We start from the raw sequence: 21,232 nt of genomic DNA on the forward strand, positions 1-21,232 counted from the left end.
GCTCCCGTGCCGGCCAAAACGGGGCCGGTGGCCGCTCCTTTCAGTCTAGCGCCCTGATTTTGCAGGCAACAGCTCGGCATCAACCTCGTTTTCCTCCCACGTCGGCCACCCGGCCGTCACCTCGCCCCGGAACGCGCCGCTCGGGTGCGAACAGGCTCTTGGCGGCCGCGTCCTTGTTCTATCTTGAAACTGTGAGCCTGCGCCGGCCACGCCCTCCATCCACCGAGACCCTTCTTCTCGATGAAACACAGCATCGGCTTTCGCCTCAACCTGTTGTTCGTGCTGCTGGTCACGGCGGTGCTGAGCGTGTCCGGCTGGCTGACCTACCTCAACACCCGCCAGCAGCTGGAGCAGCAGTACAGCGAAGCACGCCGCGCGGTGCAGCAGCGTCTGCGCACCAACCTACCCTTGCCGATCTGGAACCTCGACACGGCGTTGCTGCAGCAGAACCTGACGGCAGAGCTGACCAGCCCGGTCGAGCGCATCGCGGTGTACGAGGAAAACGGCAAGCTGCTGCTGGCGCGCGGCGCGGAGCCGGTCGAGGCGGCGGCCGCCGAGCGGCTCGACGTGCCGCTCGCCCTCAAGCAGTTCAACCAGACCCACGCCCTCGGCCACGCCCGCGTGTGGCTGTCGCGCGCCAGCATCGAGGCGCAGTTGAGCAGCCAGGTGTTGAACCGCGTGGCCGAAATCCTGGCGCTGGACGCGGTGCTGCTGATCGCCCTCTCGATCGCGTTGCGTCTCATGGTGCTGAACCCGCTGGAGACGCTGAAGGACGCCCTGGCGCTGGCGGCCGAACACCAGGGCGGCGAGGACAGCCTCACCCTGCTCACCGAGCGCCAGGACGAATTCGGCGACGTGGTGCGCAGCTTCAACCGCATCGCCCAGCGCCTGGCCGAAGACGTGGAAAAGGGACGCCAGGCCGAGGCCGAGATCCGCCTGGCCTACGACAACCTCAAGCAGGCCCAGGCCACGCTGATGCAGAGCGAGAAGCTGGCGGCGCTGGGCGGGCTGGTCGCCGGCATCGCGCACGAGATCAACACCCCGGTCGGCATCACCCTCACCTGCGCCAGCCTGCTCGGCGACAAGACGCGCCAGCTCGCCGGCCAGCTGGAGGCGGGGCAGCTGAAAAAATCCGACGTGCAGGGCTACGTGCAGACGGCGAGCGAAAGCGTCGGGCTGATCCAGGTCAACGCCGAGCGCGCGGCGCACCTGGTGCAGAGCTTCAAGCAGGTGGCGGTGGACCAGATGAGCGAGGAGCGCCGCGAGTTCGATCTCGCCGGCTACCTGCACGAAGTCATCGCCAGCCTGCGCCCCAAGTTCAAGCACAGCGCCATCCGCGTCAGCATCGACTGCGCCGAGGGCATCCGTCTCGACAGCTACCCCGGCGCGCTGGCCCAGATCATCACCAATCTGCTGGTCAACTCGCTCACCCACGCCTTCGACGAGGGACAGCCGGGCGAGGTCACGATCCGGGCACAACAGTTGGGCGGCGAGATCGCGCTGGAATTCGCCGACAACGGCAAGGGCATCGCGCCGGAGAACCTGCCGCGCGTGTTCACGCCGTTTTTCACCACGCGGCGCAGCGCCGGCGGGAGCGGATTGGGGCTGCACATTGTCTATAACATCGTCACCGGTAAATTAGGTGGACGGTTGCAGGTGGAGAGCCGGCCCAACGCGGGCACGCGCTTCACCCTGCAGTTTCCGGCGGTGGCGCCGGCGGTCAGCGAGGGCAAGGGATGAACAGCGCCGAAACGGTAACGAGCCAGGAAGACTGGCTGATCGAGGACGAAGCGGGCACCACGCCGCCACCTCCCCTGCTGCGCCCCTGGCGCGTGCTGGTGGTGGACGACGAGCCGGACGTGCACGCGGTGACCCGCCTGACGCTGCAGGGCGTCAGCTACAAGGACCGCGCCGTCGAACTCCTGAGCGCCTACAGCGCCAAGGAAGGCATGGATATCCTGCGCACGGAAACGGATATCGCGCTGGTGCTGCTCGACGTGGTGATGGAGAGCGACCACGCCGGGCTGGAGATGGTGCGCGAAGTGCGCGAAGGGCTGGGCAACCGCCTGGTGCGCATCGTGCTGCGCACCGGCCAGCCGGGCCAGGCGCCGGAACAGGAGGTGATCGTCTCCTACGACATCAACGACTACAAGGCCAAGACCGAACTCACCGCGCAGAAGCTGTTCACCACCGTGATCGCCTCGCTGCGCGCCTACGAGAGCCTGTTCATCATCGAACGCAGCCGCCAGGGGCTGGACGCCATCCTGGCCGCCACCTCCAACCTGTACCAGATCCAGTCGCTGCGCGAGTTCGCCTCGGGCGTGCTGCGCCAGATCAGCGCCATCCTCGACGTCGGCACCGACGGCGTGCTGTGCGTCTGCGAGGACGCCGCCATCGCCGGCGGCACGCTGCAGGTGATCGCGGCCACCGGCCTGTTTGCCGAGCTGCAGCAGCGCGGGCAGCTCGACAGCAGCAGCGCCATCTTCCAGGCCATGCAACAGGCCACCGAGAAGCACAGCTGCATTTTCAACCACCCCGGCTCGGTGCTGTATTTCGACACCCACTCGCGGCGCACCTTCGTGATCTACTTCACCCCGCCGCGCCCGCTGTCCGAGGTGGACCAGGAGCTGCTCAAGGTGTACTGCAACCGCATCGCCGCCGCCTTCGACAACCTCTACTACCACACCCAGATGAAGAACGCCCAGGAGGCCACCGTGGTGGCGCTGGCCGACCTCGCCGAATACCGCGACAGCACCACCGGCGACCACGTGCTGCGGGTGCAGCGGCTGACCGACGCCATCGCCCACCGCATGGCGGCCAAGGGACTGCACCCCGACATCCTGACGCCGAGTTTTCTCGAGATGGTGGGCATGGCGAGCATCCTGCACGACGTCGGCAAGGTCGGCACCCCCGACCTGATCCTGCACAACCCGAGCAAGCACAACCCGGAAGAGTGGGAGGTGATGAAGCAGCACGCCAGCATCGGCGCCAAGATCCTGGAGAAGTCCGCCAGCATGGTGGAGGGCGAGAGCTACCTGTCGATCGGCGCGCAGATCGCCGCCGGCCATCACGAGTACTACAACGGCAAGGGCTATCCCAACGGGGTGGCCGGCAGCGCGATTCCGCTGGCGGCGCGCATCGTCGCGGTGGTGGACGTGTTCGATGCCCTGCTCTACCGCCGCCCCTACAAGGAACCGTGGCCCTTGCCGGATTCGGTCGCCTACATCCGCGACCACGCAGGCGAACACTTCGACCCCGAGGTGGTGGAAATCTTTCTCGAGCTGATCCGGGAAGAACACCCCGACCTGGTGCTGCCGCCGGCGAAGGCGGCGTGAGGGGGGCGGGCTATTCGAAGGTTGGCCGAAGCCCCGCCCCAAAGCTTGTGAAAGAAATCGTCGCGAGCGTCCCTCAGCGGGGTGAAGAGCAGCACAGGAACCGGAATGGACTGGAGTCCATGAGGATTCCGCATCGCAGAGCGAATGCAAGATTTGCACGCAGAGCACATGAGCCCCGATCAGGGATGCGCAGCAGATTTACTCACAAGCGCTCACCCCTTGATGCAGATCTTCGGTCTCAGAAACGCCACGCGCCGCGCCAGCCCGGCCGCCTCGGTCACGTCCGCCACGCGGTCGACGTCCTTGTACGCCCCCGGCGCCTCTTCCGCCGCGCCGCGCAGCGAGCCGGTGCGGATCAGGATGCCCTGCGCCGCCAGATCGTCCAGCAGCTGCCGGCCGTGCCAGAACTTCAGCGCCTGGTGGCGGCTCATGGCGCGCCCGGCGCCGTGGCTGGCCGAGGCGAAGGCGTGGTTCTGCCCGGGCGGATTGCCGGCCAGAATGTAGGAGCCGGTGCCCATGCTGCCGCCGATGATCACCGGCTGACCGACCGCGCAGTAGGCGTCGGGCAGGCCGGCGTGCCCCGCACCGAAGGCGCGCGTCGCGCCCTTGCGGTGCACGTACAGCGTGCGTTCGCGCCCCTCCACGCGGTGCCGCTCCACCTTGCAGGTGTTGTGTGACACGTCGAACAGCGTGTCGAGACGGGCGATCGGCCAATAGCGCGCCAGCACGCCCCGCGTCAGCGCGGCCAGTATCTGGCGGTTGGCCAGCGCGCAGTTGATGGCGCTGTTCATCGCGCCCAGGTAGTGCTGCCCGACCTCGGAGCGGATCGGCGCGCAGGCGAGTTCGCGGTCCGGCAGCGTCAGGCCGAGGCTGGCCGCCGACTTGGCCAGCAGCAGCAGGTAATCGGTGCCGATCTGGTGCCCGAGCCCGCGCGAGCCGCAGTGGATCGACACCAGCACCTGCCCCACCCGGAGGCCGAAGGCCGCCGCCGCAGCCTCGTCGTGAATGCGGTCCACCACCTGCACTTCCAGGTAATGGTTGCCGGAGCCCAGCGTCCCCATCTCGCCCAGCTGGCGCTTCTTGGCCAGGTCCGATACCCAGCCCGGCTCGGCGCCGCCGACACAGCCCTGCTCCTCGATGTAGGGCAGATCGTCGGCCGATCCGAAACCCTGTGCCACCGCCCAGTGCGCGCCCTGCCGCATCACCTGTTCGAGTTCCCTGACGGACAGCCGCAGCCGCCCCTCTTCGCCGACCCCGGCCGGGATCTCTCGGAACAGGCTGTCGGCCAGGTGGTGCCGTTGCGGCGCCAGCTGCTCCCAGCTCAGGTCGGTGCGCAGGCAGCGGATGCCGCAGGAGATATCGAAGCCCACGCCGCCCGCCGACACCACCCCGCCGGCGTCGGCGTCGAAGGCGGCCACGCCGCCGATCGGAAAGCCGTAGCCCCAGTGCGCGTCGGGCATGGTCATCGCCGCGCCCACCAGCCCCGGCAGCCGCGCCACGTTGCAGATCTGCTCCAGCACCTTGTCGTCCATGCCGCGCAACAGCTCGGCGTCGGCGAACAGCCGCACCTCGCCGCCCGCCTCGGCGCGGGACGGCGCCAGCGTCCACTCGTACGGCCCAGCCTGCCGCAAGCGCGCGATATCCATCATTACACCTCCTGGCCACCATCGCTAAAACCTGTTCAGGAGCCGTCGCGAGCGGCCCTCAGCGAGGTGAAGAACAGCGCAGAAACCGGAATGGACAAGGAGTCCATGAGGATTTCGAGCAGTGCATGAGCCCCGATCAGGGCAGCGCAGCAGGATCATGGACAGGTTTTTACACGTCCACCACACAGCGCGCCCTCCACCCGCCCTCCTGCGGCGTCAGCGAGAGCTGCGTCAGGGTGGCGCCCTTGACCTCGACGCCGCGCTCCAGTTCCGCCGTCCACGGCTGCCCCGCCGCCACGCCGTGCCAGCGGCTGCCGTCGCGCCGGAGCCGGAAGCGGCACCACACCAGGCGCCGGCTCTGCGCCTCCGCCAGCAGCAGGTTGAGCCAGGTCACCAGCGCCAGCTCCGGGTCGGCCTCCTCGAAGTCCAGCTCCAGCTGCTGCTCCGGGCGCAAAACGGCGAGATCGGTCATCACCGCGAACATCGCCTCGGCCGCCGCCTCCATCGCCGCCTCGGGGGTCGCCCCGCAGGCCTCGATGCCAAGGTCGGCGTCGTGGTCGAAATAGCCGTAGCGCGGCGTTGTCGTCGCCGCCGGCGTATCGGGTGGGGCCATGGCATCGCCTCCCGCCCCGCTCCCGTCCGGGAGCGGGCATCGTGAATCCTTCATTATATGAAGCCGCCCGGACGACGGCGGCCGCGCCCCCGCACCGGCCGCCACGGTCGAAAAACCGTCGCTTTCCGCCCCGCCAGCGCCACGGCGGGCTAGCCTATGAAGTGGGAGCGAACGGCAAGGAGAGCGCGATGACCACCCTGGCGCTAGCGGGCGACGTGATGCTGGGACGGCTGGTGAGCGATATCGTGATCAAGAACCCGCCGGCCCAGCCCTGGGGCGATCTGCTGCCGATCATGGCCAGCGCCGACGCCCGCCTCGTCAACCTGGAATGCGCCATCACCCGGCACCGCCAGCGTTGGACGCGCACCGACAAGATGTTCCACTTCCGCGCCGACCCACGGGTGATCGAGGTGCTGCGCGCGGCGCGCATCGACGCCGTCGCGCTCGCCAACAACCACGTGCTCGATTACAACGAGGCCGGCCTGCTCGACACCCTGCAGCATCTCGACCGCGCCGGCATCGCCCACGCCGGCGCCGGCCACGACCTGGCCGAAGCCTGCCAGCCGGCGCTGATCGAGGCCGGCGGCTGCCGCGTGGCGCTGATCGCCATCACCGACAACGAATCGCCGTTCGCCGCCACGAGCGAGCGCCCCGGCACGCGCTACCTGCCGATCGACCCGGCTAGCCTGCCGGCGCTGCAACAGCAGGTGCGGGCCGCGCGGGACGCCGGTGCGGCGCTGGTGGTGCTGTCCTGCCACTGGGGGCCGAACATGGTCGAGCGCCCGCCGGCGCACTTCCGCGCTTTCGCCCGCGCCGCCGTCGACCTGGGGGTGGACCTGTTCCACGGCCACAGCGCCCACCTGTGCCAGGGCGTCGAGATTCACCACGGCAAGCCCATCCTGTACGACACCGGCGACTTCCTCGACGACTACGCGGTCGATCTGTGGTGGCGCAACGACTGGAGCTTCCTGTTTCTGGTGACGTTCGAGCACGGCCGACTGACGCGGCTGGAGCTGGTGCCGGCGCTGCTCACGCTGGCGCGGGTCCAGCGCGCGCCCGAGCCCGAGCGCTCCGCGCTGTGCCGCCGCATGCAGGCGCTCTCGGCCGAATTCGGCACCGACTTGATCGAGGCCGGCGAACGGCTGCGCTGGGAGGCGGGGGATGGCGGGAATGCGGGGACATAGGCACGCCGCCACGCCGGTGCCCGGCGGAAGCTAGTGCGCTTCCCGGTCGAGCCGCTGCGCCAGGTCCTGTAGTGCCGGGCTGATCTCGACGCGATACGGCCGCGTGGCCGGCAAGCGGCGCAACTGGGCGGCGACATGGTCGCGACTTTGCGCCAGGGTCACCGCCGCGCCCACGCGCTGTCCCTGGCGCATGCAGCTTTGCAGCAAGGGCTCGCCGGCCGACGGCGGTTCGTCCAGCAAGGCCACCACGTCGTGGTCGAAGCGGCCGTCCGCGGCGTAGCAGCGATACACCTGCTTGCGGCCGGGCCAGGTCGCCTTGCCGGTGGAGCGCTTGCGCCGCGCCGTGCCGGCGTATTCCTGCAGCTTGTAGACGCAGTCGAGGTAGGGGCTGTCGCAGGCAGTGTCGACACGCGTGCCGACGCCGAAGCCGTCGATCGGCGCCCCCGCGGCGAGCAGGCAACGCAGCTCGTCCTCGTCGAGGTTGCCGCTGCAGAAGATGCCGATGCCTTGCTGGCCGGCCGCGTCGAGAATGGCCCGCACCGCGCGGGCGTGCGCGGCGAGGTCGCCGCTGTCGAGCCGCACCGAGCCGATGCGGATGCCCTGCTGCGCCAGCCGGGGCGCCAGCGCCGCCACCTTGCGCGCCGCCGCCTCGGTGTCGTAGGTATCGATCAGGAGCACCACGTTGTCCGGCTGCGACCGGGCAAAGTGCTCGAAGGCCTCGACTTCGGTGGCGTGCGCCTCGACGTAAGAATGCGCCATGGTGCCGAACACCGGGATGCCGAACCGCATCCCGGCCTGCACCGTCGCCGTGCCGTCGTACCCGGCCAGGTAGCAGGCGCGCGCCGCCATCAAGCCGGCCTCGCCGCCGTGGGTGCGGCGAAAGCCGAAATCCACCAGGCGCTTGCCCGGCGCGGCCAGCGCGCAGCGCACCGCCTTCGACGCCACCACGGTCTGGAAATGCACCAGGTTGATGAGCCGGCTCTCGATCAGCTGGGCCTGGGCGATCGGCGCCGTGACGCGCAGGATCGGCTCGTTGGGGTAGAACAGCGTGCCCTCGGGCATGGCGTCGATGTCGCCGCAGAAGCGGAAGTCGCGCAGGTAATCGAGAAACGCCGGCTTGAAACGGTGCTGGCCGGCGAGCCAGTCCAGTTCCTGGGGGGCAAAGCGCAGGGTCTCGACATACTGCAAGAGCTGTTCCAGGCCCGCCGCGATCAGGAAATCGCGCCCCGGCGGCAGGCTGCGCACGAAGCATTCGAATACCGCGGTTTCCGCCATGCCTTCGTCGAAATAGGCCTGCAGCATGGTGAGCTGGTACCAGTCGGTGAGGAGCACGCTGCCGGACGAGCCGCTCATGCCGCCAGATCCCGAAACACCACCGGATGCGCGCCGAGCCGGCACATCTCGCCCTCGGCACGCATGCCGTCGTCGGGATCGACGTTGACGGCACGGATCGCATCCACCAGCAGGCACACCGTGAAGCCCTGCTTGAGGGCGTCGCGCACGGTGTTGAGCACGCAGTAGTCGGTGGCGAGCCCGCCGACGAACAGACGCCCCACCCCGTTACGCTGCAGGGCATGTTCCAGCCGCGTGCCGTCGAAGCCGGAATAGGCGTCCCGCTTGCTATGCATGGCCTTCGAAACGACGACGGTCGAGCGCGGCAGGTGCAGCTTCGGCGCGAACTGAGCCCCTTCGCTGCCGGCAATGCAATGCGCCGGCCAGGCCCCGCCCTGCGGGGTGAACGAACAGTGATCGGGAGGATGCCAATCCCGGGTGGCATATACCGGCAAGCGTTGAGCCACGAAAACATCGATATAACGGTTGAGCACCGGCACCACCTCGTCGCCGCTCCCTACCGCCAACCGCCCGCCGGGCAGGAAGTCGTTCTGCACGTCGACCACGAGAAGGGCGTCACCGTGCGACAGTGTGATGACAGATGGGGGCATGGCAACCATCCCGAAGCAGCAATTTCTCACTTTATTGTAGACCCGCTGTCTGGCTGCGGCAGGAACGACAAGGCCTGCGCCGGCCATTTGCAGCCGACCGGACGGGGCCAGGATCAGGGTGAGAAAAAGAGATGCCGGCAGCGCGTCGGGACGCCGGTGCACCACAAGAGCCTGCTCAAGGTCTCTTATTTCGTCTGCGGCCGGGCACTGCCGGTGCAAGAAAGACCTTGAACCGGCGCTAAGGAGACAGGTGGGTGCGCAGCCACTGCGCGGCGTGGTTGGCGACCTCGGTCAGCGTGCCCGGTTCCTCAAACAGATGGGTGGCACCGGGAATGATGACGAGCGAGGTCGGGCAGTGCATGTGGGCCTGCGCCTCCTGATTGAGGCGGATCACCTCGGTGTCGAGCTCGCCCACCAGCAGCAGGGTCGGGCTGTGCACCTGCGCCAGCGACGCCGCGCCGGCCAGGTCGGGGCGGCCGCCACGCGACACCACGGCGGCAATGTCCGCGCCCTGGTGCGCCGCCGCGCGCAGCGCCGCGGCGGCGCCGGTGCTGGCGCCGAAATAGCCCACCGGCAGCGCGGCGGTGTCAGGCTGGCGCTTGAGCCAGGCGGTCGCGGCCTCCAGCCGCTCGGTGAGCAGGGCGATGTCGAAACGCGTCTGGTAGACCTGGTCTTCTTCGCGTGTCAGCAGATCGAACAACAGCGTGGCGATACCGGCCTCCTGCAGCACCTCGGCCACGTAGTTGTTGCGCGGACTGAAGCGGCCGCTGCCGCTGCCGTGGGCAAACAGCACGACGCCGACCGCCCCCAGGGGAATCTCGAGGTGCCCCTCGAGCCAGGCCTCCTGCACCGGAATGGCCACTTCACGTTTGCCGCTTTGCATATTGCCCCCTCGCCGCCGGCACGCCGGTCAGCCGGTGTATCGTCCCTTCACTGTAGCCCATGGTGCTGCGTGCCGGGCGATGATCCGGGGCCTGGAGCCGGGCACGCGGCGATGGCCGCACCGTGGCGGCGCACGGCGACTCGCCCCTCCCTAGCGATCGCTATGAGCGCTCCGCAGTCCCTTGCTCCCGAGCCGCCCGCCAGGCCTTGGGGGTCACGCCGAAATGCGCCCGGAAGGTGCGGATGAAATAGCTCTGGGTGGCAAAACCGCAAGCCCACGCCACCTCCTTGCCGGCCCGCGCGCTCTCGCCCAGCAGACGGGCGGCGCGCTCCATGCGCTGGCGGTTGATGAAGGCGGCGAGGTGTTCGCCGGTCGTCTGGCTGAACAGGTGCGACAGGTAATCCGCGGTGCAGCCCGACTGCGCGGCGAGACGCCGCACGCTGAGCTGATGATCGCCCAGCTGGTTCTGCACCAGAACGCGCACCCGCGCCACCAGCGGCGGCTCCTGCCGGGTGTCGGCGCTGGCGTCGTCGAGCGCGCGCAGCACCCCGGCGGTGGCCGCCACCACCAGCGCTCGCGCCTGGGCTGCGGCCCAGGCCGGCTCCGTGTCCGTCGCCGCACCGGAGCTGCGCCCCAGGCGCGCGGCGTCGGCCAGCCAGTCGTGAATGCCGTGCGCCTGGGCATGCTGGCGCGCCTCCAGGTGCAGGATACCCGGCTGCCCCGGCGCTTCCTCGTGGGCGACGTGGCAGATCAGCGTCGCCCCCTCGGCGTACACCACGATATTGCAGAACGGCGTGCCGTCCTCCGCCGCACCGACGCGCTCGGCGTGCAGCAGCTTGGGAGGGAGCACCAGCGCCTCGCCCGGCCCCAGCCGCAGCTCGCCGTGCGGAAAGCGGAAGCGCGTCCACCCCGCCACCTGCAGGAACAGCTCGGGCGCCAGATGGAAGTGCCCGTCGCCGCCGGCCGCCCACTCACCCGCCGCGCCGGGCAGCCGCAAGGGCCGGGTTCCGTCGGCCAGGCCGTGTACAAACGCCGCCAGCTCGCGGCGCATCCGGGGGGCCTGTTCGGGCGCGGCCTGGCGCGGGCTCGGCTGCCGGACGGTCGCTTCGAACGGCGGCGGCAATGAATCCAGGTTTTTTGACATTCTTCGCAGTTTTTTCGCGCTCTTTCAGATTGAGAGAAGGCCCGACGGACGGCTACTCTTTTTCACGTCGGACCACACCATTCGGCACCACCAGCCAAGAAGACCGGAACTCGGTCATTGCCTGGCGGTGAAACCACCCTGGAGGAGCATTGTGCTAAAAACCAAGATTTCTGTCATTGTCTGGAACGAATTCCGCCACGAGCGGGAGAACGAGGCGGTACGCGCCATCTACCCGGACGGGCTGCACACCACCATTGCCGCCGCGCTCGCCGAGACGCCGGCGCTCAACCCCGGCGCGCTGCCGCTGGAGATTGCCACCGCCACGCTCGACGAGCCCGAGCACGGCCTGTCCGAAAAACGCCTGGCCGGCTGCGACGTGTTGCTGTGGTGGGGCCACAAGGCGCACGACCAGGTAAGCGACGCCGTGGTGGAGCGCGTGCAGCGCCGCGTGCTGGAAGGCATGGGGCTGATCGTGCTGCACTCCGGCCACTTCGCGAAGATCTTCCGCCGCCTGCTGGGGACGAACTGCTCGCTGAAGTGGCGCGAGGCGGACGAGAAGGAACGCGTGTGGGTGGTCGAGCCGTCGCACCCGATCGCCGCCGGTCTCGGCGAGTACTTCGAGCTGCCGAACGAGGAGATGTACGGCGAGCGCTTCGACATTCCGCAGCCGGACAGCACCGTGTTCATCTCGTGGTTCGAGGGCGGCGAGGTGTTCCGCTCCGGCTGCTGCTGGGAGCGTGGCCACGGCCGCATCTTCTACTTCCGTCCCGGCCACGAAGCCTACCCGACCTACCACGACGCCAACGTGCAGCGCGTGCTGGCCAACGCGGTGCAGTGGGCCACGCCGCGCGTCAACATCGTCGATCGCTGCCCGATGTCGCCGCCGCTGGAAAAGCTGAGCGAAAAAACCGTGAGCTTCGGCAAAGTCGGCATCCTGCAAGGCAAGGGAGATATCCAATGAACGACGACTACAAGGTGGAAGTGAAAGACGCACCGCGCGCCGAAGACGGCCGCCGCCTGCGCGTCGGCGTGATCGGCCTCGGCATCGGCCGGTTGCACATCGAGGGCTGGCTGCAGCACCCGCAGGTGGAGGTGGCGGCGATTTGCGACCCCGACCTCGAGCGGCTGGCCAAGGTCGGCGAGCAGTTCGGCATCGTGGCGCGCTACGACAGCGCTGACGCGATGCTGGCGGCGGAGCGGCTCGACGTGGTGAGCGTGTGCACCCCGAACAAGTACCACAAGGAGCTGACGCTGGCGGCGTTCGAGGCCGGCTGCCACGTGTTGTGCGAGAAGCCGATGGCGCTCAACGCGGACGAGGGGCGCGAGATGCTGGAAGCGGCGCGTCGCGTCGGCAAGCGCCTGATGATCAACTTCTCCTACCGCTTCTCGGCGCAGTCACGCGCACTGAAGGCGCAGGTGGACGCCGGGCGCTTCGGCGACTTCTACTTCGGGCGCTCGGTGTGGCACCGCCGGCGCGGCATGCCGGGTTTCGGCGGCTGGTTCGGCACCAAGGCGCTGGCCGGCGGCGGCCCGCTGATCGACCTCGGTGTGCACCGCCTCGACCTGGCCCTGTGGCTGATGGGCTACCCCAAGCCGACCTGGGTGATGGGTGGCAGCTACGACCACATCGCGCGGCCGCTGGCGGCGCAATCCGGCAAGGACTTCGACGTCGAGGACCTGGCCTGCGCGCTGATCCGTTTCGACAACGGCGCCACGCTGGCGCTGGAAGCGTCCTGGGCCGCCAATATCCGCGAAGCCGAACTGATGGAGACGCGCCTCCTTGGCACCCGGGCCGGCCTGCTGCAGCACAACGTCGGCGAGGGCTACACCTTCGACGCGCACATCTTCCTGGAGCAGGACGGCGCGCAGTTCGACATGCGCCTCAATCCAGCGGCGACACCGGCGCACTCGGCGATGCACGATTACGCCGAGGCGATCCTGAACGAGCATCCTCACCCGGCACCGGGCGAGGAAGGGCTGATCGTGATGGAAATCCTCGACGCAATCTACGCCAGCGCCCGCTCGGGCGAACCGGTGAGGATCGGCAGCGCGGCCCGCGGCTAACAGCAGCGGCCGGCCTGACGCGCCACGCCCAAGGTGGCGGCATGGCCGGCCGCACGCCGTCTTCGGCCAACCTTAGCCGGCAGGGAAACGAACCCGATCGGCAGCGTGCAACAGCAACAGATCGGGGGAAACACCGAGCCGTTCCCTGAACCTGTTCCTTCCTGACACCAGCATCGGTCACCGGCGCCGGGCTCAGGAACTGTTTACGATCTCGCGAGCTAGCGCGAGACAAGGCAAAAACGGCTGAGGAAGCGGCGTTTACAAGCAGTAATTGAGCCTTCCAAAGCCGTTTTTAACGCCGTATCGCTAAAGCGCAGCAGATCGTAAACCGGTTCTCAGGTCTTGAAGCGGCTCACCAGCTGGCCCAGCCCGCCCGCCAGTTCCACCAACTGCACGCTGTGGCTCGCCGCCTCGTCAGCGTGGTGCGACACCTGGTGCGCCGCGCCGCAGACATGCTCGATGTCGCTGGAGAGCCGCGCCGTGGCCTGGTGCTGATCGGTGCTGGCGCGCGCGATCTGCGCGTTCATCTCGTGGATCACCCGCACCGACTGCGAGATGCGGCCAAACGCCTCGCGTGCCGCGCCGCTCTTGAGCACCGTGTCGTCGGACTGCGCCAGGCTGCTCGCCATTTCGCGGGCCACCAGCCGCGTGCCCTGGCCGAGCTTGTCGAGCAGGGACTGGATCTGGCGTGTCGACTGCTGCGTACTTTGCGCCAGCGAACGCACCTCGTCCGCCACCACGGCAAAACCGCGCCCCTGCTCGCCGGCGCGCGCCGCCTCGATCGCGGCGTTGAGCGCCAAGAGGTTGGTCTGGTCGGCGATACCGCGGATCACCTCGAGGATGGCGGTGATGTCCTGCCCGGCGGCCTCCAGCTCCTGCAGCGACGCCGAGGCCTGGCGCAGCGTGGCGCTCAGGGCTTCGACGCTGGCCACGGTCTCGTCCACCACCTGCTCGCCCTGCAGCACCGACTGCTGACCGTCCTGCGCCGCGGTGGCGGCCTGCTCGCAATTGCGCGCCACCGTTTCGGCACTGCCCGCCATGCGGCTGACCGCGCTCGCGGCGTTCTCCAGCACCGCGAGCTGGGCCTGCGCCGTCTGGCTCATGGTGCGCGCGACGTGATCGACGCGCCCGGCCGATTCACCCACCTCGCCGGCCTTGAGGCTGGTCTGGCGCACCAGGTGCAGGATGGTGTCGAGAATGCCGTTGAAGCGTTGCGCCAGCGTCGCGGTCTCGTCGCGCGACGTCACCGTGAGCCGGCGCGTCAGCTCGCCGTCGCCGGCGGCGATGGCATGCAGCCCCTCGGCCACCTGCTGCACCGGGCGCGCGATCAAGCCGGCGAGCCAGCCGCCCAGCAGCGACAGCACCAGCACCAGGCCGAGGCTGATCGCCGCGATGGTCCAGGCCATGCGCTCGGCGTGGGCGTAGATCTCGGCGCGCTTGACCAGGCCGATGAACTTCCAGCCCAGCAGCGGCGACTTGATCACGTTGGCCTGGTACGCCTCGCCGCCCAACGTCACGGCGACCTCGCCGGCGTCGAGCGCGCCGAGCGCGGCGTAGGCGCCGCCGTCGATCTCGGCCAGCTTCTTGAAGTTGTGCACGGGCTTGAGCGGGTCGACCAGCACCGTGCCGTCGCCCTGCACCAGCATCAGGAAGCCGCTCTCACCGATGCGGATCTTGCGCACCAGTTCGGTCAACCCCTTGAGCGACATGTCCATGACCATCACCCCCAGCTTGCGGCCATTACGCTCGATCGAGTGCGCAGAACTGATCAGGGTGGTGTCGTCGCCCGCCCAGTAATAGGCGTCGGTCAGCACGCTGCGCCCGGGATTGGCCATGGCCAGGGTGTACCAGGGGCGATTGCGGGGATCATACGGTGCATTCACCTTCCCCTCCGGCCACTGCACTAGCCCCCCTGTTCCGTGCCGACATAGATATAAGCCAGTTCAGGGTGAGTGCTGCCAAACTGATGGAACAGCCGGAACAACTCCTCTTCAACACCGCCCTTATGACCCGAAGCAATGGTCTGCTCGCCAGATAAAGAAGTGAAATTACTGACCTGCGGACCCAGTTGCTCCATTTGCGGCAAGGAGGCGAAAAAAGCGGCATTTTCAAATACCCCCTTGAAGGTGCCGCTCAGCGCTTTATCGATTTGCCGGATCTCACGGCCACTGGCCTCGATGAAATGCTGCATCGCCTCCGAACGGGCTTGCAGTATCGACAGCGTGGCAATAACCGATACCGGCAACAACGTGGTAAGCAGGAAGCAAAACACCAGCTTCGTGCGTATTTTCATAACAGACTTCTCCCCTTTTTCGCCAAGACACTTCATCCCAAGCGGCGCTTGGCGACAGCTCTCCAATCGCAGAGAGCATGAAAAACCAAAGTCTTGGCTATATCCAGACGCACGAAAGCCCACTCCATTCGGATACGCTCCACGATGGAATGTTTTGTCTGGCGCAACACGTCGGACGAGGTGTTGCGCCTATTTGGATTGGTGTAAAGCCGGAGTTAGTTGTCGAAGGCCGTCGACAGGGCTGTACTGATCCCGTCGACACACACTTTCAGCAACAATTCGCCGTGTTCGGCACTGGCCTTCTTTGCCGAGGAAAGGCAGCCCGATGCCGGCGTCCATTCCGGCTTGACGGGGAAGAAATCGTAAGGAGGGAACGTGGCCGGCGGATGGTCGACCACTTTTTCGATATCCACCAGATTCGGATAGAGATGCAGCATCAGCGAGGTTTCGAGTACACCACCATGCTCTACTGCCCAGCCTGGGAATTCATCCTGATAGATTGTCTCGATCGCCTCAGGGGTGACGAAATCCCAATACGAAAGCACCACCGTAGAGAAGTCGCGAATCCCATCCCAGCGCAGTTCACGCTGTGCGAGGTCAACGCCTTCGACGATAAACATCGAATTCTCGTAATGGCCGTTGATCAGCACCGTCTTGCGAACCCCATGACGTGCCAGTTCTTTCAAAACATCACGGATCGTGCAAGTCAGCGTGTGGCCGTCGAGACTCGTCGTCCCCGGCATATGATTCCCGCCGCCACATTTCTGCTGTGACTTGTAGCCATAGGAGATCGGCGGTGCGACGAGCGCGTCAATGTTTCGGGCCACTCGTTCGGCAATTGCCGTCGGCAACAAGACGTCGGTATTGAGCGACATATGATGGCCGTGCTGCTCGAGTGCGCCAACGGGAATCATGACGACGGTTTGACCATCTTTGACCTTGGCGTCGTAAACCGGCCAGGTCAGTTCGGAAATATGCGGGCTATGCTTCATTTCACTTCTCCAGAATGCTGCCATCACTTCGACGCAGCCAAAACATCACATCGACCCTCTCCCGGCCTGTTGAGCACCTGAAGCCCGGGAGAGGATCAGCAGAGCAAGGGTCAACGATCTCAGGCGCTTTCCGTCGCCGTACGCTGGCCGGCCAGACCGCGCACCCACGACAGGACGATGTAAAGCACCGCCGTTATCGCTGCCGACGGCAACGAGGCCGTGTACTGTGCGGCAACATCCTTCATGCCGTAGGCGAGGATGAAATACACCGCCAGGCCCACCACCATGGCGATCCAGCCATTCGCGTTCCAATCGCCGAATGCACTGAGCGTACGCCCGCGGCTGTCTTCCTTGGCGAAGATGTCTTCGTCACGCACACGGCATTTGCGGATCAGGAAGTAGTCCACCACCACCAAGGTCCACAACGGGATGAAAATCCCCCCCACGATGCCGAGCACGAACTCGAAATACTCGACAAAGTGCTTGAACATCAGCGGCAGGAAGCACATCGCCAGCTGCAGTAGCGCGATGAAGATCAGGAATTTGCGCGGATTGGTGCTGCGAGTGGCCCCGACCAGACCCATGGCCGAGCCGTACAGCACCGTGATGTTGGTACTGATGGTGGCGAAGAACACCACGAGGAAGGCCACGATCCCCATGCCCAGCGAAGCGATGATCGAGCTCGGATCGGAGTTGTTCGGGTCGAACACGCCGGTATCCAGCACCACACCGATTACGCCGATCGCGCCGACCGTCATGAACCAACCCTGGCCGATATTGACGCCCAGCCAGCTACCCAGCGTGGCCGAGGTACCGTTCTTCGCCAAGCGCGAGAAGTCGCAGATCATCGCCCAACCCCAGCAGAAGCCGAAGGCGAGGTCGATGAAGAACTGCGGGTTCTTCTGCTGACTCTGTGGCAGGGTGAAGTTGGCGATCTTCGCGTAATCCCAATGCTGGAGCACCACCACGGTCTCCCAGATCCCCAGCACCAGCAGCAGCGCGACGGCGATCCACTCCAGGTACTTGATCGCCGCCTGGCCATAGACGACCGTGACCCCCTGCAGCACCGCCGTGGTCACAATGCCGGCCAGCAGCGTCCAGGTGCCGCCGGGTGCACTATGCACCGGCCAGCCAAACATCGCGTTGAACACATAAGAAAGCGAAATGGCAGCAATATAGGTATTGATGCTTGGCCAACCGATCAGGCCAACAAACTCACCAATCCCCATCAGCCTTGCGCCCTTCACGCCAAGAGAGGGAATGGTCGAGGCGACGGTTGAGGCTCCGTGCTTGTAGCCGATCCAAGCCACCATCGCCCAAGGAATCATCATCAGGGGCAGATAGATGAAACTGTATTGCCACACGAAAGTCATGCCCAGCGCTGCCGCCATGCCACCGAAATACCACGAGCCCGTATTGACGCCCGAGCCGAACCACGTGAACAAGGTATCTAAAAAGCCGTACTCCCGCTTATCGCGCGGGATTTGCTGTGTTCCATACTCCATCTCTCCACTCCTTTGTCATGATAAGCCATGTTAGTCACCGTTCCGATCTGCCATTCTCTCGTGGCAAAGTGACTATCCATGGGGGTCTTACTGGATCTAACGTCTCTTTTCTACAGACCTCTACATATCGCTACGGTGAATACGCTCCTTTTGAGGGTTTATTAATAATCCGGGATGCGGCTCGGCGTATACGCACCCGTTCAACATCTGAAACGGTGTTAATTCCTCACCAGAGGCTGGCAAAAGATAAACTCTGTTCTTGCCAGTCCGTGCTGCTTTTTTTCGGACCAGCCGAATCTCAGCCTCGCAGCGGCGATAAATAATATGCAGGAGAAAAGCCTGCACCGGATATTGGGAAAGAAAAACATCAAACAGTCGATTCCCTGGCCCCTACCGCTCGGGTAGGAGCCAGGAAAAAGATCAAGGATCAGCGATTATGGTCTCGACCGAGGTTGGATCGATTAGATCGACCTCCCGGCCACAGCCGCCTCAACTCTGCACCCAGCCTTAAACGAGTATTGATTCTTAGCCAGGAAGTAGTACAGCAGACCAGGCACCAGCAGCCCGAATTCGAAGCCCACATCGCCCCAGCCCAGGACTTTAGTCATCAGAGGGCTGGCAAAAACCGGGGAGTTGGAGAAAAGTACCGAAACCGAGATACCGGCCAGCCAAGCAATCAGGCCCGGCCAGAAAATGCCTTTGTTATACCAGTAATCCCCCTGCCCCCACTTCATCATGTCGGCCGAGTTGTACCGGCCCTTGCGCATGAAATAGTCGACGGTAATGATCGCGGCCCACGGTCCGGTCCAGAAAACCATGTAACCGAGAAAGGTTTCATACACGCTGTAGAAGGATCCGTAGAAAACCGTCATGACCCGGAAGCCCAGCGTGAACAGGGCAATGATGCCGAGGGAGGCCACTCGGCTGATGGGAATCCGCAGGGCCAACAGACCGAGGCCAGCGGTATAGCCATTGGGGACGTTGGCCGCAATGCCGCCGACAATGATGGCCAGCAACAGCGGAACCATGAACCATGCCGGCAGGAACTTGTCGAGCTGGCCAACCGGGTCGTAGCCGAGATTGCCCCCTACCGCCATGGCAAACAGCACGCCGATAATTTCGCAAACGGTCAAGGCAACAAACTGACCGCCACCCGCGAAGAGCGCGATTTTCTTCCAGCTGGTTTCAGACGGGAAATAGCGGCTGTAGTCCGAGGCAAAGTTTGCCCAACCGATGGGGAACGCGCACACCACACCCATCGCCACCAGCCAGGTGCTCATGGAGGCGGAACGGCTGTCGGTCAGCAAGTGCTGGGCCAGATCGGCATGCGGATAGACGAAATACACCAGACCGGCAAACAGTGTCGCCAGAATCATGGCAATCCACTTTTCGGCGGCGATGATGGTCGCATGGCCGAAAATCGCCAGAATGATCTCGGCCGCCAGGATGATGGCCAGCGAGATCCAGACCACGAGCGAACTGGTGAAGCCGCCCATTTTCATGATGGTTTCCAAGGCCTCGGTCGCCACCACCGAGTTGATCGAAAACCAGCTGAGCGCGGAAATCAGGCTGACCGCCTTGGGGAAAAACGAACCCAATTGCCCGAAAGAACTGCGGGAAACCACAATCCCGGCCGTCCCGGTCTTTGGTCCCATAATGGTAGAAAATCCAACGACCAAACAGCCGAGCAAGTTTCCTGCCAATATTGCAGCAATGGCCTGCCAGAATGAGAGCCCCTGAGAGTAGGCCATCGCTCCGGTTACCACCACCACATAGTTGATGTTTGCCCCCAGCCACATCTTGAAAAGATCTTTCGGGGAGCCATGCCTATCCTTCACGGGGATGGGCTCAAGGGCATGTTGCTCAATGCTCCATGCCTTGTCTGCCGCCACAGCGGCTTGATTATGCTGATTGCTCATTGGTTTCTCCTCCAAACTGATAGTAGTAGTGCAGTATTACCCTGCTAATCCCTCTAATTTTGTTTAAGGTTGGGATTAACTTACCACTAAAGCTTTCATACCATTCGTCATCCTCCACAAATCAATTCAGTATTATTTTTGCCCTGCCTTTCTCCTTAATAAGGCACGAATGCAATGAGACTGAACTGCCCGCCAACCCATGGCTAGTGGAAATTGTGGCGACTCCGAGCATTTTGCAATTACCGTTAATTATCTTGTCGAGTGATTTTCTCCTTAACGTCCAAATTACAGCGATGAGGCAATAACGACATTGCCCAGGTTTACTGGCGGTTTAAAGCACCACCGTACGTTTTCCGTTGATGAACACCCTCCTCTCGATAAAGGCCTTGACCGCGCGAGCCAGTGCCAGGCATTCGACGTCACGCCCGGTGGCGAGCAGGCGCTCTGGATCATAACTGTGATCCACTCTTTCGACCACTTGTTCGATAATCGGCCCTTCATCCAGCTCGTCGGTGACGAAGTGGGCGGTGGCGCCGATCAGCTTGACGCCGCGCTCGTAGGCCTGGTGGTAGGGCTTGGCGCCCTTGAAGCCGGGCAGGAAGGAGTGGTGGATGTTGATCACGCGCCCGGCGAAGTCGGCGCTGAAGGCAGCCGACAGCACCTGCATGTAGCGCGCCAGCACCACCAGTTCGGCGCCGCTCGCGGCGATCAGCGCGCGCAGGCGCGCCTCCTGTTCGGTCTTGCTGTCCGCGGTGAGCGGCAGGTGGTGGAAGGGAATGCCGTTGGCTTCGGCCAACGGGGCCAGCGTGTCATGGTTGGAGACGATGGCGACCACGTCCATCTTCAATTCGTCCATGCGCCAGCGGAACAAGAGGTCGGCCGTGCAGTGGTCGAGCTTCGACACCATGATCAGCACCTTGGGGCGCACCGCCTGGTCGTGGAGCGCCCAGCGCATGCCGAAGCGCGCAGCCACCGGGGCGAAATCGCGGCGCAGTTCGTCCAGCGCCAGCGCCTGTCCGGCGCGATGGTGGAAGATGCAGCGCAGGAAGAAGCGCTGCTGGCATTCGTCGTCGAACACCGCGAGCTCGTCGATGTAGCACCCGCGCCGGTCGAGGAACTCGACCGCGGACGCCACCTCGCCGGCTTCGCTGGGGCAATCCAGGGTCAGGCTGAATGGGTGGGAAGGATGGCTGGATTTCATGTTTCTCTCCATGGTCCGTCAGGCCTGCTCGGCCACCGCCCGGGGCTGCCCCTGGTCGGCGCGGCGCGTGTCGTGCCAGTGCTGGTAGTCCTGGCGCGACCACGACACCTTCACCCCCACCCGGCGCGCCACCTCCACCGCGTTCGGCTTGAACAGCGTCAGGTCCACCTGTTCCAGGGTCGGGAAGCGGCGGAACGACAACTGCAGCAGGTCGATCGCCAGCTGCTCCACCAGACCGGTGCCGGGCTGGCTTTCCAGATAGGCGCACAACACCTGGCAGTAGCGGTGGTAATCCAGGCACTCGGCGATATCCTCCGGCTGACCGGGGTGGCGGTAGCGCAGCACGGCGTCGATCACCACCGGCTGCGGCGCGCGCTCGTAGTCGTAGATGCCGACCACGGTCTGGGTCGCCAACCCGTCGATGACGATTTCCCAGGTGCGGGAGGCGGCGTGGCTCTGAGGCTGCATGTCGGACCTTTCTACAAAAACGGTTGATCGGGAGGCAGGCCC

18 protein-coding genes are annotated in these 21,232 nt (G+C 65.3%); 5 read left to right on the forward strand and 13 right to left on the reverse strand.

Features of this window, described 5'->3' with window-relative positions; all coding sequences use genetic code 11:
- The first annotated feature begins 240 nt into the window (after positions 1-240).
- The gene (locus ABKF58_RS19140; RefSeq protein WP_482582785.1) at positions 241-1,740 is read left to right on the forward strand and encodes a sensor histidine kinase; all 1,500 of its coding nucleotides are present in this window, start codon (positions 241-243) and stop codon (positions 1,738-1,740) included.
- Positions 1,737-3,335 carry a DUF3369 domain-containing protein gene (locus tag ABKF58_RS19145; RefSeq protein ID WP_482582787.1) on the forward strand — a complete coding sequence of 533 codons (1,599 nt, stop codon included), beginning with the start codon at positions 1,737-1,739 and terminating at the stop codon, positions 3,333-3,335. The genes ABKF58_RS19140 and ABKF58_RS19145 overlap by 4 nt, the downstream gene beginning before the upstream one ends.
- Before the next feature lie 212 nt (positions 3,336-3,547).
- On the opposite strand, the gene ABKF58_RS19150 is transcribed toward ABKF58_RS19145, so the two are convergent.
- Both ABKF58_RS19150 and ABKF58_RS19155 read right to left on the reverse strand, forming a co-directional pair.
- Complete coding sequence (locus ABKF58_RS19150; RefSeq protein WP_482582789.1) at positions 3,548-4,984, reverse strand: RtcB family protein; 1,437 nt, start codon at positions 4,982-4,984, stop codon at positions 3,548-3,550.
- Between the two features lie 166 nt (positions 4,985-5,150).
- The gene (locus tag ABKF58_RS19155; RefSeq protein ID WP_482582791.1) at positions 5,151-5,594 is read right to left on the reverse strand and encodes an archease; all 444 of its coding nucleotides are present in this window, start codon (positions 5,592-5,594) and stop codon (positions 5,151-5,153) included.
- Between the two features lie 188 nt (positions 5,595-5,782).
- Between ABKF58_RS19155 and ABKF58_RS19160 the strand changes: the two genes are divergently transcribed.
- A complete protein-coding gene (locus tag ABKF58_RS19160) occupies positions 5,783-6,778 on the forward strand; it encodes a CapA family protein (RefSeq protein WP_482582793.1) in 996 nt (331 codons plus the stop codon).
- A 30-nt stretch (positions 6,779-6,808) separates the two neighbouring features.
- Here ABKF58_RS19160 and ABKF58_RS19165 read toward each other — a convergent pair whose 3' ends face one another.
- The 4 genes from ABKF58_RS19165 to ABKF58_RS19180 form a co-directional block, all read right to left on the reverse strand.
- On the reverse strand, positions 6,809-8,131 hold the full coding sequence (locus ABKF58_RS19165; protein ID WP_482582794.1) for a nicotinate phosphoribosyltransferase: 1,323 nt from the start codon (positions 8,129-8,131) through the stop codon (positions 6,809-6,811).
- Entirely contained in the window at positions 8,128-8,721 is a 594-nt protein-coding gene (locus ABKF58_RS19170) for an isochorismatase family protein (RefSeq protein ID WP_482582796.1), read from the reverse strand. The genes ABKF58_RS19165 and ABKF58_RS19170 overlap by 4 nt, the downstream gene beginning before the upstream one ends.
- 238 nt (positions 8,722-8,959) lie before the next feature.
- Positions 8,960-9,604, reverse strand: a complete 645-nt coding sequence (locus ABKF58_RS19175) for a dienelactone hydrolase family protein (RefSeq protein WP_294867256.1) — start codon at positions 9,602-9,604, stop codon at positions 8,960-8,962.
- Between the two features lie 160 nt (positions 9,605-9,764).
- Positions 9,765-10,748: a helix-turn-helix transcriptional regulator gene (locus tag ABKF58_RS19180; protein WP_482582798.1), complete on the reverse strand. Its 984-nt coding sequence runs from the start codon at positions 10,746-10,748 to the stop codon at positions 9,765-9,767.
- A 151-nt stretch (positions 10,749-10,899) separates the two neighbouring features.
- Between ABKF58_RS19180 and ABKF58_RS19185 the strand changes: the two genes are divergently transcribed.
- Together ABKF58_RS19185 and ABKF58_RS19190 are read left to right on the forward strand one after the other, a co-directional pair.
- Entirely contained in the window at positions 10,900-11,709 is an 810-nt protein-coding gene (locus ABKF58_RS19185) for a ThuA domain-containing protein (RefSeq protein WP_482582799.1), read from the forward strand.
- Positions 11,706-12,812: a Gfo/Idh/MocA family protein gene (locus ABKF58_RS19190; protein ID WP_482582801.1), complete on the forward strand. Its 1,107-nt coding sequence runs from the start codon at positions 11,706-11,708 to the stop codon at positions 12,810-12,812. The genes ABKF58_RS19185 and ABKF58_RS19190 overlap by 4 nt, the downstream gene beginning before the upstream one ends.
- 335 nt (positions 12,813-13,147) lie before the next feature.
- Here ABKF58_RS19190 and ABKF58_RS19195 read toward each other — a convergent pair whose 3' ends face one another.
- The 7 genes from ABKF58_RS19195 to ABKF58_RS19225 all read right to left on the reverse strand — a co-directional run bounded on the left by ABKF58_RS19195 (position 13,148) and on the right by ABKF58_RS19225 (position 21,190).
- Positions 13,148-14,695 carry a methyl-accepting chemotaxis protein gene (locus ABKF58_RS19195; protein ID WP_482582803.1) on the reverse strand — a complete coding sequence of 516 codons (1,548 nt, stop codon included), beginning with the start codon at positions 14,693-14,695 and terminating at the stop codon, positions 13,148-13,150.
- A 20-nt stretch (positions 14,696-14,715) separates the two neighbouring features.
- On the reverse strand, positions 14,716-15,105 hold the full coding sequence (locus tag ABKF58_RS19200) for a hypothetical protein (RefSeq protein WP_482582805.1): 390 nt from the start codon (positions 15,103-15,105) through the stop codon (positions 14,716-14,718).
- 215 nt (positions 15,106-15,320) lie between these two features.
- Entirely contained in the window at positions 15,321-16,097 is a 777-nt protein-coding gene (locus tag ABKF58_RS19205) for a creatininase (RefSeq protein ID WP_482582807.1), read from the reverse strand.
- 119 nt (positions 16,098-16,216) lie between these two features.
- A complete protein-coding gene (locus ABKF58_RS19210; RefSeq protein ID WP_482582809.1) occupies positions 16,217-17,602 on the reverse strand; it encodes a purine-cytosine permease family protein in 1,386 nt (461 codons plus the stop codon).
- A gap of 461 nt (positions 17,603-18,063) precedes the next feature.
- Positions 18,064-19,521, reverse strand: coding sequence for a purine-cytosine permease family protein (locus tag ABKF58_RS19215; RefSeq protein ID WP_041702866.1), 1,458 nt, complete (start codon positions 19,519-19,521; stop codon positions 18,064-18,066).
- Between the two features lie 331 nt (positions 19,522-19,852).
- A complete protein-coding gene (purU, locus tag ABKF58_RS19220; protein WP_482582811.1) occupies positions 19,853-20,722 on the reverse strand; it encodes a formyltetrahydrofolate deformylase in 870 nt (289 codons plus the stop codon).
- Between the two features lie 18 nt (positions 20,723-20,740).
- Positions 20,741-21,190 (reverse strand): dihydroneopterin aldolase, encoded by a 450-nt coding sequence (locus tag ABKF58_RS19225; protein WP_482582813.1) that lies wholly within the window; start codon positions 21,188-21,190, stop codon positions 20,741-20,743.
- Between the last annotated feature and the right edge of the window lie 42 nt (positions 21,191-21,232).

Source organism: Pseudogulbenkiania sp. AW2-16 (assembly GCF_056824575.1).